This window comes from Clostridium sp. JS66 (genome assembly GCF_033561535.1).
Lineage (GTDB): Bacteria > Bacillota > Clostridia > Clostridiales > Clostridiaceae > Clostridium_AM > Clostridium_AM carboxidivorans.
Window position 1 is genome coordinate 3,738,329 of record NZ_CP131467.1, and the last position, 13,742, is coordinate 3,752,070.

The following is a 13,742-nucleotide window of genomic DNA, read 5'->3' on the forward strand; positions in this document are numbered from 1 at the left end:
ATGAACCATGTAATGAATGGGTATATAATATAGATGGCAAAACCCTTGAACAAAAAACTGGAATGTCTTATTCAAATTGGACTTGTCCAGCTTTTGTAGACACAAAGTTAAGTAAATTCTATGAATTCAATTCTTCGAATTGAGATGGAGAGAGATATCCCAATGAAGAATGCATTCTCTTAGTATTGTAATATAACTCAATATATTTAAAGATTTCTTTTTGAGCTTGTTCAGGTGACTCGTAATGTGCGTCTTGAATAAGCTCTCTTTTTATAGTTCTATAGAAGGATTCCATTACTGCATTGTCATAAGGATTTCCTTTTCTGCTTTGACTATGAATAGCACCATATTTTTTCAATAATGCTTGAAATCGCCCCCCTGTAAACTGGGAACCCTGATCTGTATGTACAATTAGGCCATTTTGGGGATGTTCTTTTCCATATGCCTGCATAAATGCAGCCATAACAAGAATATCCTTCATTCGCTTATCCATAGACCATCCAACAACTTTCCTTGAGTATATATCTATAAAGACTGAAAGATATAAGGTACCTTTTTTCGTTGGAATATAAGTAATGTCACCAACCCAGATTTTATTTCTGTCATCGGATTCAAAGATTTGATTTAACAAATTTGGTCTTTCAATAGCATTTACTTTTTGATTATAATGTTTATAACGGTAACGACATCCTTTAGGGAAAAGTTTCATGTTTCTCATTAAGCGAGACACTCTTTTTCTATTAACATGAATTCCTCTCTGTTCTAAGACTTTAGCAATCCTTATTGAACCATACCTACCCTTGTTTTCCTCGAAAATTTGTTTTATTTCTTTACTTAACACCTCATTTGGTATATCTCTATTTGAAGGTTTATGATTTAAATATTTATAATATCCAGCTCTTGATACATTTAATGCCTTACAAGCCTTCTTGATGTTGTACTTATCATGGTTTTCTTTTAGGTACTGAAATCTTATTTGTTCTTTCGTTTCAAGAAGGCTTGGTATTTTTTTAATAGTTCTAATTCCTTCTTTAACTCATTATTTTCCTGTCTCAACTTTTTTATTTCATATTGACACGAATAGAGCGCAGTTCCATGACCAGGGAATGCACTCTCTCCGTATTCTTCATATTCACTTATCCAATGATATAAGGAATTATAGTGAATAGATAATGCTGTTGCTGCATCAGCAACAGACATATCATCTTCTTGTACTAACTTAACAGCTGCAATTTTAAATTGTTTATCATAACTTCTTCTCATAAAGCAGACCACCTTTTCATATTTTTCTCTTATCTTGGTGTCTACTTTATTATACCATCTCCAATAAAATGTTTTTTTATTATTGGTTTATTCATATTGATAACGCTATCGTTAATATATACATATATGTTAAATATTATATATAGTACATAATGATCAAATTTTGTGTTATATTGTATATAATGCAGATAAATAATTAAATATGCAAAAATATAGTAATTGTATTTTTGCTTTCTTATATAAATATGGCGAGGGGGATTAAAATGAAAAATAAAAATAAGTTTAAATTAATAGCAGTGCTATTTTTGACTGCTATAATTAGTATTTCAACTATTAGTTTTAAATGTAGTGCAGATTCTAATAATTCGAATGAGATTTTTTCATCACAGTATTCAAGTATTTATAACAATGTATTATAAGCACTTTTTCATATTAGAATTACAATAGTTACTACACAACTTTTTAGGTGGAGGGAGCTTTGAATATATGCTGTATAAAAGCTTTTCAGTGAACTTAGGGGCTCTTATACACCATATATTCAATGTGGACTCCACCTAAAAAGTTATGTTGCATTATTTTTAAGCTGCACTAAATTAATATTGGCATTACCAAACTGCTATTTGTCCATCTGTTCTTCTCTCAGTTCCACCACATAGCACATTGTTATCATCCTTAAGTATTATTTCTCCCCTTCCAAACAAACCACTTTGAAGCTCTATTTGTACATCGTGACCTTTCCTTGCTAGCTCTTTTGCTAAATTCTTAGAACATTCATGTTCAAGTAATATTTTCTTATCAGAAATCCACTGCCATCTTGGTGCATCAAGTGCTTCTTGAGGGTTCATGTGAAAATCTATCATATTCATAACTACTTGTACATGTCCTTGAGGCTGCATAAAACCTCCCATAACTCCAAATGGGCCAACAGGCTTATGATTTTTTGTTATAAATCCTGGAATAATAGTGTTATATGGACGTTTTCTACTTCCAACGCAATTAATATTCATAGGATCAGTTGAGAAGCAATTACCACGGTTAGCTAGTGCTATTCCAGTATCTGGTACTACCAAACCAGAACCAAAGTCCATGTAATTACTTTGAATAAAGGAAACCATGTTACCTTCTCCATCCGCTGTACATAAATAGACTGTACCACCTTTTAAATTTCTCATTTTTTTATTAGGCTCGGGTATAATAGCAACATCCTCTATAAGCTTTCTTCTTTCATTTCCATATTCATCTGATAAAAATTCTTCTATTTCAACATTAGCTTTATCACCAACTATATCTTGAGCATCTGTAAAGGCTATTTTTATTGCCTCCAATTGTTTATGATAAGTTTCTGCACTTTCTCTTTCTTTAAATTCATATCCTTTTAATATGTTTAATGCCATTAAAGGTACAATGCCCTGTCCATTTGGAGGCAGCTCCCATATGTCATATCCTTTATAATTAATACTTATTGGCTGTACCCATTCAGGTTTAAAAAACTGTAAATCTTCTTTTCTAATATAACCACCATATTTTCTTGAAAAGGCATCTATTTTTTCTGCTATTTCTCCATTATAAAATTCATCCCCATTAGTTTCTGCAATACTTTTTAAAGTTTTTGCATGATATGGAAGTTTAATAATTTCACCAGCATGAGGTGCTCTCCCATCTATTGTAAAGGTTTTAAACCAATATTTAAATTCATCCCCTTTACAGGCTGAATAGTTGACTACAGCATATTTCCAAAACTCAGATGTACCAGGTGCAACTGGATAACCATTCTCAGCATAATAAATGGCTGGTTTTAACACTTCTGTAAATGGTAATTTTCCAAACCTTTTAGATAACTCACACCATGCTTTGGGAATACCTGGTACAGTAACAGAAAACCAGCCATATTTAGGAACTTTATCATATCCCCTTTTATTCAATTCATCTAATGAAATTCCGTTAGGTGATGGACCGCTTGAATTTAACCCATACATCTTGTTATCAATCCATACAATTGCAAATGCATCACCACCAAATCCATTTGCTGTAGGTTCCACCACCGTTAAACATGCAGCAGTAGCTATGGCAGCATCAACTGCATTTCCACCTTTTTTTAATATCTCAAGACCTGCTTGTGCTGCAAGTGGTTGTCCAGTAGCAACCATTCCCCTATTTCCATATATTACATTTCTGTTGGATGGATACCGATAACTTAAAGCATCATAATCCATTTTTATTCCCCCTTTACTAAAATAGATTTACACCATGTTTATTAAATGTAGTTCTAATATATTTCATGCTATATTAATATAAGCATTCTACATTGATATCAAATTTCCTTGAATATATTTTAAAAATTCTATTTTCATAATATAAATTACTATTATCCTATACTAATATATAGTCTGTATTAAAATCGTATATTACAAAATAAAAAAGAGACACTAGCTAAAGTGCCTCTAAATAACTAAATTTTCTTATTACTATTTGTATAAGCAGAGATATGCTGTTTCTTCTTCTACTTTTACCCCAAATTTTTTATTTGCTGCTACAGTAAAAGTTTCATTTTGTTTAAATTGCTTCCACTCTTCACCTTCTGGAAGTTTTATCCACATACTTCCACTGGTTACTGTCATAATTTCTATAGTTGAAGTCCCAAATTCATATTCCCCTATTGCCATAACTCCTATGGTTCCAGGACCTTCTGCTGTATTAAATGCTATGGACTTCACTTTTCCTTCAAAGTATTCATTTGTTTTAAACATAAATTTTCTCCTCTACACACATCAAAAATATTTAAAGTAGCTTTTTCAATTAATAATTAAACTTACTTTGACATTTCCTTAGATTTTTTTGTGCAGCTCTTCATAGCAGCCATAACTGCAGCTCTTAAGCCTTTTTCCTCCAACACTTCTACTGCTTCTATAGTAGTTCCTCCTGGGGAACAAACCATATCCTTAAGAGCTCCTGGATGCATTCCTGTTTCCAAAACCATTTTTGCTGAACCAAGTACTGATTGTGCTGCAAATTTATAAGCTTGAGCTCTTGGCATACCATCTAGTACAGCTGCATCTGCCATAGCTTCAATGAACATATATACATAAGCTGGTGATGAACCACTTACTGATGTTACAGCATCCATTAATTTTTCAGGTATTATTTCTGCTTTACCAAAGCTTTCAAAAATGCTGACTATTTCCCCTATTTCTTCTTTAGTTACCACTTCATTTGGACATAATGCAGCCATTCCTTCTCCTACTAGAGCTGGAGTATTTGGCATTACTCTGACTACCTTTAACTTTCTTCCAAAAGCTTCTTCAGTACCACTTATAGCCTTTCCTGCTGCAATGGTTACTATTATTACATCTTCTTTGACCTTATCTTTTATTTGATCAATTACCACTGGATACAAATTAGGCTTTATTGACAAAATTAAAATATCAGAAACTTTAGCTACTTCATTATTATCTGTAGTAGTTTTTATACCATATTTTTCAGCACATGCTCCCAAACTTTTTTCATTCAAATCTCCTACTATTACACTATCTGGGGAAGATATATTTGCTTTAATTATTCCCCCTATCATTGCTCCCCCCATATTTCCACAACCTATAAAACCTATAACTTTATTCATAACCTATTTTTAGTAAGAAAACATACTATAGATGTCAATTTCCTACTAAAATTCACTTCCTTTCCTAACTATATTAAACTAGCAAACAGCACAACCATCAAAAGATTGTTCAGTTCTTTCTATTATTTCTCCTTGTAATACCTTATCAAGATTATTAAAATAATCACTATATCCTGCAACACGAACTATAAGATCTCTATAGTCATCAGGATTTTTTTGAGCTGCTAAAAGAGTTTCTCTACTTACTATATTAAACTGAATATGATGTCCATCTAGTGTAAAATATGATCTTACTAAGCTTGCCAAATTATTTAATCCTTCTTCACCTTGTACTACACTTGGATCAAATTTCTGATTTAATAAAGTTCCTCCAGTTTTCAAATGATCCATCTTAGATGCTGATTTAACTACTGCTGTAGGTCCATTTACATCTGCACCCTTTTCAGGTGAAATACCTTCTGAAACTGGGACATGAGCTTTTCTTCCATTAGCACTAGCTCCCATAACTGAACCAAAGTAAACATGACATGTGGTTGGAAGCATATCTATTCTATGAACTCCACCTCTTCCATTTTTTCTGCCATTTACTTCATTATAGTAAGCATCAAATATTGTTCTCATTACACCATCTGCATAATCATCATCATTGCCATATTTAGGAGTCTTGTTCTTCACTAAATTTAAAATGTCTTCATGACCTTCAAAGTCATTCTTTAATGCTTCCATTAATTCCTTCATAGTTATATTCTTTTTATCAAATACCTGATATTTTATAGCTGATAAGCTGTCAGTAATAGTTCCTATACCAACTCCTTGAATGTAGCTGGTATTATATCTTGCGCCACCTGCATTATAATCCTTTCCCTTTGAAATACAATCATCTGTTATTATAGAAAGGAATGGAACTGGCATCAATGTGGCATATAATTTTTCAATTACCCTGTTACCTTTAACTTTTATATCAATAAAGTGCTTAAGCTGTTTCTTAAAAGCATCAAATATTTGTTCATAACTTTCAAATTTTGTAACATCTCCTGTTTCAATACCAAGCTTTTTACCTGTCATTATATCAATACCATTATTTAATGTTATTTCAAGTATCTTTGGAAGATTAAAGTATCCAGTTAAAATATAAGCTTCTTTACCAAAGGCTCCTGCTTCAACACATCCGCTAGTTCCTCCGGATCTAGCATCCTCTATAGTTTTACCTGCTCTAACTAACTCTTGAACTACAGCATCAGCATTAAACATTGATGGTTGACCCCATCCTTTTCTTGAAACTTCGCAAGCTCTTTTTACAAATTTTTGTGGACTCTTCTTACTTATCTGTACATTAGAGCTTGGTTGTAATAATCTCATTTCATCTATTACATCAAGTAAAAGATAACTTACATCATTAACCCCGTCCAAACCATCTGGTCTTACTCCACCTACATTAATGTTGGCAAAATCCGTATAGGTTCCACTTTCCTTTAAAGTTACTCCAACCTTAGGAGGTGCTGGTTGATTATTAAATTTAACCCAGAAGCACTGTAACAATTCTTCTGCCTTTTCACGAGTTAAAGTACCTTCTTCCACTTCCTTTTCATAAAATGGAATTAAATGTTGATCTAATCTTCCTGGATTATAAGCATCCCATGGATTTAATTCTGATATAACACATAAGTGAACAAACCAATACATCTGAAGAGCTTCTCTAAAGTTCTTTGGAGCATTTGCTGGTACATTACTACATATTTCTGAAATCTCCAAAAGTTCTCTTTTCCTTTGCTCATTCTTTTCATTTTGTGCTAATTCTTTAGCATACTCTGAATAGCGCTTACCTAAAATCATTATTGCATCACAAGCTATGCTCATAGCCTCCAATTGATTTTTCTTATCTAAAGCTTCATCATCCTCATAATAATCAAGCTTTGAAATAGCTTCTTCAATATCCTTTTTAAAATCTAAAAATCCCTTCTTATATACCTTTCCATCTCCTGCAGTATGTCCTGGACCTCTTTGTTCCATAAATTCTGTAAATAATCCTGCTGCATAGCAATCCTTCCATTCTTCAGACATGCTGTTTAAAATTTTATATCTCATGGATCTTTCTTTCCAATATGGAATTATAACTTCTTCTTGTATCTTTTTAGCTTCTTCATCTACTTTGAAGGATATCTTTTCTCTCATGTCCATTATGTCAAAATCCTCTAGAGTATGACAACAAAGTTCTGGATAAGTTGAAGTTGCTGCAGGTTCTTCTCCTCTTTCTCCAACTATTAATTCTCCATCATTAATATAAAGTTTTTTCTTGCTCATTAGTTCTTTTAAAACCAATGCTCTAAGTACTGGAATAGACACTTTACCTTCATATTTTTTGTAAACTTCACTTTCAATTTGTGCTCTCTCCATAGAAATACGTGGAACTGCATTTAAACTCTGTTGTCTTAATTTTTTTACTCTTTCAGTGATCATAATTAATTATCCCCCTATCTTAATTTTTATTCCAGATTTTTTGAATTTATTTGATATTTCTTCCATAACTATGTCAGATGGCTTTTCATTACCGGATAACTTATAAGTCATTTTAAGTCTTCTATATTTATCCATACCCATTTTATGATATGGTAATAAATTGACCTGTTCTGCATTTATATGTGATAAAAATTCAATAGCTGAATCTATATGATAGGCATCATCATTAACCCCTGCAACAATTGGCATTCTAACAAATATTCTACCTCCCCTATCTGAAAGCTTTTTTAAGTTTTCAAGAATATTAGTATTTTCCGAGCCAATGTATTTAATATGTTTTTCATTGTCCATAATTTTTATATCATACAAGAATAAATCTACTTTATCTAATATCTTCTCCAAGTTCTCCCAAGGCACACAGCCACTGGTATCCACTGTAGTATGAATTCCTTTTTCCTTACACTTTTTTAAAACCTCATTTAAAAAATCTATATGAATCAGTGGTTCTCCTCCTGAAAATGTAACACCTCCACCAGATTCATCATAAAATACTTCATCTTTCATTATTTCCTTCATGAGTTCTGATACTGTAACATCGCGACCTACATACTCTCTTGCAGTATTTGGACAAAAATCAGTACACTTTCCACAAAGAGCACATTTTTCTTCATCAACAACAGAATGACCTTCCTTGATTGAAATGGCATTTTGCGGACACCTTTTTGCACAAATACCACATCCTGTACACCTTTCTTCAAAGAACATTATTTCATATTTGGGATTTTGAGTTTCAGGATTATGACACCACCAGCATTTAAGTGGACATCCTTTAAAAAAAATTGTAGTTCTAATGCCTGGACCATCATGTATAGAGTATTTTTGAATATTTATTATAGTACTTGAGTTCACATCCATCCCCTCCCTTATATAATGCATTACTTTATAAAAGAACTAATCCTCAGTCTCCTTTTTAAACATATTCGGAGTATGTACCGTAAGCAGCTTAACTGTTTTACTTGTGTAATTTGCCCAATTATGAACAAGATTTGAATCATAATGAGCACTATCTCCAGGAAACAATTCTTGCTGCTCATTATTGATAAGCAACGTGAGAATTCCTTCTAAAACATAGACAAATTCTTCACCTTCGTGCTGATAGGAAGTTAAAGGTTCTTTACTACTGGTTGGAAGTATTTCTATTAATCTTGGTAAAAGATTTTTATTTTCTATATCATTAGTTAAATGATAATGTATGAATTGATTATTTTCAACTTGAAATACTTCTTTTTCGTAACTTCTAAGTATAATTTTTTTATTGTGATTTGCTTCATTAATGAAGTATGCCAAATTAACATCTAAAGCCTTTGCAATATTGTTTAAAGAATCTATAGCTACTGCTGTCAGTCCTCTCTCTAATTGTGATAAAAATCCAATAGATAAATTAGTTTTCGTACTTAATTCCTTTAAGGTCAAATTTTTATTAGTTCTAAGTTCTTTTATTTTTTTACCTACATCTTCTGTCATAATATTGCCTCATTTCCTTTTAACCATAAAAAATAAAAATATCATTTAATTTTCTTGCCCATCATAATTTTCTTAATATTTACAATAATATTATAATATATACTTGTTAAAAAGTCTACTCTGTTTTTTAATATATTGAAAAAAATTTCATATTTATAAACAAATAGAGTAATATATAATTCATGTATTCATTTACATAGAAAAATGTCATTTTAAATTTCATGTACATGAAATTTAAAAATAAAATTTTCACACAGAATAAGCCATATAATAACTTTTTCGATAGGACAATTGTCCTCTTAATATAAGAAAAGTGATGATAGTTGTAACCATCATCACTTTTCTTATTAAACTAAACCTTATTTTGTTAAATCAAATACTTCTAGTTTTTCATCTTTTATACCTTTGATTTTAACATCTACCATTGCTTTAAGAGTATCTAACGCTGTTACTACTCCTATATTTCTTTCAATAGCAGCTCTTCTTATATGGAAACCATCCCTTTTTGAATCATTTCCTTTAGTTGGAGTATTTACTACTAAATCCACTTCTCCATTTTTGATAGCATCTATTATATTAGGATGTTCTTCTGAAAGCTTTCTAACTTCTTTAACCTTTAAACCTGCATTTCTTAAAAGCTTTGCTGTATTTTTAGTTGCCACAAACTTAACTCCTAATTTGTGCATTTCTTTTGCTATGTCTAAGAATTCCTTCTTATCATGATCATTTATAGTAGCAAGGACAGTAATCTTTTCTTCTTTAGCAAGCATATTAGCTGCTTCAAAACCTTTGTATAGAGCCTCTTCTATTGTTCTTCCAACTCCTAAAACCTCTCCTGTAGATCTCATTTCAGGTCCTAAACAAACTTCAACATTTGGAAGCTTTTGAGTTGAGAATACTGGAACCTTTACAGATATAATTTCTGGTTCCTTGTAAATATCCACACCATAACCTAAATCCTTTAATTGTTCTCCAAGCATTACTCTAGTTGCCAAATCCACTATAGGAACTTTACTTACTTTGCTTATATATGGTACAGTTCTTGATGCTCTAGGGTTAACTTCTATTACATAAAGGTTTCCTTCAAATTCTATGAATTGTATATTTATCATACCTTTAATACCTATTTCTAAAGCAATTTTTTTAGTATAATCAAGTATTTTTCCTTTCATTTCAGCACTTATATTCTGGCTTGGATACATAGTTATACTATCTCCAGAATGCACTCCCGCTCTCTCTAAATGCTCCATTATACCTGGTATTAATACGTCTTTTCCATCCGATATAGCATCTACTTCTATTTCTCTTCCCATTAAATATTTGTCAATAAGTATTGGATTTTTCTTGTCTTTTTCAAAAGCATTTGATAAATAGTATATAAGCTCTTTTTCATCATGAGTAATTTCCATACCCTGACCTCCAATTACATAGGAAGGTCTCACAAGTACAGGAAATCCTAACTTTTTAGCTTCTTCTAATCCTTCTTCGGTGTTCCAAATTCCTTTTCCCTTAGGTCTTGATATTTGTAACTTTTCAAGTAATTCATCAAATCTTTCTCTATCTTCTGCCATGTCTATTTGATCTGCAGTAGTTCCAAGAGTTAGTATATTCTTTTCCTTTAAGAACTTGGCAAGCTTGATAGCTGTTTGTCCACCAAACTGTAGGATTACACCATTTGGATTTTCCTTTTCTATTATATTTAAAACATCTTCTTCTGTAAGAGGTTCAAAGTATAACTTATCAGATACATTAAAATCAGTACTTACAGTTTCAGGGTTATTGTTTACTATTATTGTTTCTATTCCTAATTTTTTAAGTGCCATTACACAGTGTACTGAAGCATAATCAAACTCTATACCCTGTCCAATTCTTATTGGTCCTGATCCTATAACCATTACCTTCTTTTCATAAGAAACTTTTACTTCATCATAAGTGTCATAAGTTGAATAATAATATGGTGAGCGAGCTTCAAACTCTCCTCCACAAGTATCTACCATTTTATAAACTGGTTTTATTCCCCATACACTTCTAAGTTTATATATATCATCAGGACTTACCTTAAGCATATCTGCTATACCTTTATCAGAAAAGCCTTTTTTCTTTAATTTGTGGAACCATTCTTTATCCAAATCGCCTATTTTACTAAGCTTTAATCTTTGTTCTTCTTCAACAATCCATTTAAATTTTTCAATAAAGAATTTATCTATACCTGTTATTTGAGCAATCATATCTACTCTATACTCACGTCTAAGCATTTCTGCTAAAGCAAATATTCTTTCATCATCAGGTGACATAACTCTTTCCTTTAGTTCTGACATACTAAATTCTTTAAACTTTTTATGATCTAATGAATATTTTCCTATCTCTAAAGATCTTATTCCTTTTAAAAATGCTGCTTCAAAGTTGCTTCCTATAGCCATGATTTCACCAGTAGCCATCATTTTAGTTCCAAGTACTCTATCTGCTCCCTGGAATTTATCAAAAGGCCACTTTGGAATTTTAACTACTACATAGTCTAGTGATGGTTCGAAGCACGCATATGTCATTTGAGTAACTGCATTCAGTATTTCATCTAAACCATATCCTAAAGCTATCTTTGCTGCTACTTTAGCTATTGGATAGCCAGTTGCCTTAGAAGCTAATGCCGAAGAACGGCTCACCCTTGGATTTATTTCTATTACTGCATATTCAAAGGAATGTGGATTAAGTGCAAGTTGAACATTACATCCACCTTCTATACCTACAGCATTTATTATATCTATAGATGCAGATCTTAACATCTGATATTCTTTATCTGATAAAGTTTGGCTTGGAGCTACTACTATACTGTCACCTGTATGAATACCTACTGGGTCTATATTTTCCATATTACATACTGTAATACAATTTCCAAAGCTGTCTCTCATTACTTCATACTCTATTTCCTTCCATCCCTTAACACTTTTTTCAAGAAGTACTTGACCTATAGAGCTCAATTGAAGTCCAGATTCCAATATTTCTTCTAATTCTTCTTCATTGTCTGCTATTCCGCCGCCAGTACCGCCTAAAGTATAAGCTGGTCTAACTATAACTGGATATCCTATTTTACTTGCAAAAGCCATGCCACTTTCCATATCAGTTATTATTTCACTTTGAATAACTGGCTGGCCTATTCTATTCATCATATTTCTAAAGAGTTCTCTATCTTCACCCTCTTTTATTGATTCTATAGATGTACCAATTACTTTTACATTGTACTTATCAAGTATTCCTTTATCATAAAGTTCTACTGCTAAATTTAATCCTGTCTGTCCTCCCATACCTGCAAGCAAACTGTCTGGTCTTTCTTCTTTTATAACCTTTTCCACGAATTCCAATGTTAATGGCTCTAAATAAACTTTATCCGCTGTTTCCTTATCTGTCATTATCGTAGCTGGATTACTGTTTATTAATACAACCTCTATTCCTTCTTCCTTCAATGCTTCACAAGCTTGAGTTCCAGAATAATCAAATTCCGCTGCTTGTCCTATAACTATTGGACCTGAACCTATAACTAAAACTTTTTTTATATTTTTATTTAATGGCATATCTGCTACCTCCCAAAATTACGTATTTAAATACTACCTATACTTTTTATTCTGCGTACTTCATAAATCTATCAAATATATAATCGCTGTCCTTAGGTCCCGGACATGCTTCTGGATGGAATTGTACTGAAAATATAGGTAAACTTTTGTGTTTCATTCCTTCTATAGTTCCATCATTAACACTTACATGAGTTACTTCCATATCTTGTGGAAGCATGTCTACATAATACCCATGATTTTGAGAAGTTATATGAACTTTATTTTCTTCTAAATCTTTAACTGGATGATTACAGCCTCTATGTCCAAATTTAAGCTTGCCTGTTTTTCCACCAAAGCTTAAAGCTAAAAGTTGGTGTCCTAAACATATTCCTACAATTGGCTTCTTACCTATAAGCTGCTTTATATTTTCTATAACATCCTTTAAATCCTGTGGATCTCCAGGTCCATTAGATAGAAAAATCAAATCTGGATTTAATTTTAAAATTTCCTCTGCTTTTGTATTAGAAGGTAAAACAGTTACCTTACATCCTCTCTTTACAAAGGATCTTACTATATTTTGCTTTATTCCAAAATCCATAATAGCCACATGTTTGCCTTTTCCTTCTATTACATACTTTTCTTTAACAGTCACACTTTGAACTGCTCCCTTATTGGAAAAAGCTTTTATCTTACTTTTAATCTCACCATATTCAACATCTTCTAGTGTAATTATGCCTTTCATGGTTCCACTATCTCTTAAAATTTTAGTTAAAGCCCTTGTATCTATTCCTTCTAAACCTATAATATTATTTTGTTTTAAGTAATCTTCTAGTTCTAATTCAGATCTAAAATTGCTTGAAGCATTACATTTTTCTCTAACTATAAACCCCTTAACCTTTGGTGTTTTAGACTCCATATCTTCTAGATTTATACCATAGTTACCTATAAGCGGGTATGTCATTGTTACAATTTGACCATAATAAGATGGGTCTGTAAGAATTTCTTGATATCCTGTCATTCCAGTGTTAAATACAACTTCTCCAACACTATCCTTTAAGCATCCAAATGCGTTACCATAAAATGTTGTTCCATTTTCTAATATAAGTTTTGCTTTCATATAATAGACCTCCCTTAATTTTTGTCTCGTAAAAATACACTTTTGAATAAAATATTCTTTGATGAAGGCCTTACAATCCTTTTTAAACGAAAAGAGTAATAAAAAGATTACGCACTAAAATACAATCTTCCTATTACTCTTGTAAATACTATTTAAATATAAATTTATCCAATTTTTTTCTGCACAATAAAAACACATCATCATACCTCTTTCTGGCCTC

General features: G+C 31.8%; 10 protein-coding genes. 1 reads left to right on the forward strand and 9 read right to left on the reverse strand.

The window, feature by feature from the left end:
• Positions 1 to 118: 118 nt before the first annotated feature.
• Positions 119 to 1,263 (reverse strand): IS3 family transposase gene (locus Q6H37_RS17310; RefSeq protein ID WP_318734493.1). Its coding sequence is split into 2 segments (ribosomal slippage): positions 119 to 1,005 and positions 1,005 to 1,263, totalling 1,146 coding nucleotides; the frame shifts between segments, so codons are not numbered across the junction.
• A gap of 263 nt (positions 1,264 to 1,526) precedes the next feature.
• Here Q6H37_RS17310 and Q6H37_RS17315 point away from each other — a divergent pair.
• The gene (locus Q6H37_RS17315) at positions 1,527 to 1,682 is read left to right on the forward strand and encodes a hypothetical protein (RefSeq protein ID WP_318734495.1); all 156 of its coding nucleotides are present in this window, start codon (positions 1,527 to 1,529) and stop codon (positions 1,680 to 1,682) included.
• A 186-nt stretch (positions 1,683 to 1,868) separates the two neighbouring features.
• On the opposite strand, the gene Q6H37_RS17320 is transcribed toward Q6H37_RS17315, so the two are convergent.
• The 8 genes from Q6H37_RS17320 to Q6H37_RS17355 form a co-directional block, all read right to left on the reverse strand.
• A complete protein-coding gene (locus tag Q6H37_RS17320) occupies positions 1,869 to 3,476 on the reverse strand; it encodes a gamma-glutamyltransferase family protein (protein ID WP_318734497.1) in 1,608 nt (535 codons plus the stop codon).
• A gap of 252 nt (positions 3,477 to 3,728) precedes the next feature.
• Positions 3,729 to 4,010, reverse strand: coding sequence for a pyrimidine/purine nucleoside phosphorylase (locus Q6H37_RS17325; protein WP_318734499.1), 282 nt, complete (start codon positions 4,008 to 4,010; stop codon positions 3,729 to 3,731).
• 62 nt (positions 4,011 to 4,072) lie between these two features.
• Entirely contained in the window at positions 4,073 to 4,879 is an 807-nt protein-coding gene (gene proC / locus Q6H37_RS17330; protein ID WP_318734501.1) for a pyrroline-5-carboxylate reductase, read from the reverse strand.
• Positions 4,880 to 4,957: 78 nt separating this feature from the next.
• Positions 4,958 to 7,336: a trans-4-hydroxy-L-proline dehydratase gene (gene hypD / locus Q6H37_RS17335; RefSeq protein ID WP_318734503.1), complete on the reverse strand. Its 2,379-nt coding sequence runs from the start codon at positions 7,334 to 7,336 to the stop codon at positions 4,958 to 4,960.
• Between the two features lie 6 nt (positions 7,337 to 7,342).
• Positions 7,343 to 8,245: a trans-4-hydroxy-L-proline dehydratase activase gene (locus Q6H37_RS17340; protein ID WP_318734506.1), complete on the reverse strand. Its 903-nt coding sequence runs from the start codon at positions 8,243 to 8,245 to the stop codon at positions 7,343 to 7,345.
• A 42-nt stretch (positions 8,246 to 8,287) separates the two neighbouring features.
• Positions 8,288 to 8,860 carry an XRE family transcriptional regulator gene (locus tag Q6H37_RS17345; RefSeq protein ID WP_318734508.1) on the reverse strand — a complete coding sequence of 191 codons (573 nt, stop codon included), beginning with the start codon at positions 8,858 to 8,860 and terminating at the stop codon, positions 8,288 to 8,290.
• A gap of 359 nt (positions 8,861 to 9,219) precedes the next feature.
• A complete protein-coding gene (gene carB, locus Q6H37_RS17350) occupies positions 9,220 to 12,426 on the reverse strand; it encodes a carbamoyl-phosphate synthase large subunit (RefSeq protein ID WP_318734511.1) in 3,207 nt (1,068 codons plus the stop codon).
• 46 nt (positions 12,427 to 12,472) lie between these two features.
• Positions 12,473 to 13,522: a carbamoyl phosphate synthase small subunit gene (locus tag Q6H37_RS17355; protein WP_318734514.1), complete on the reverse strand. Its 1,050-nt coding sequence runs from the start codon at positions 13,520 to 13,522 to the stop codon at positions 12,473 to 12,475.
• Positions 13,523 to 13,742 lie beyond the last annotated feature (220 nt).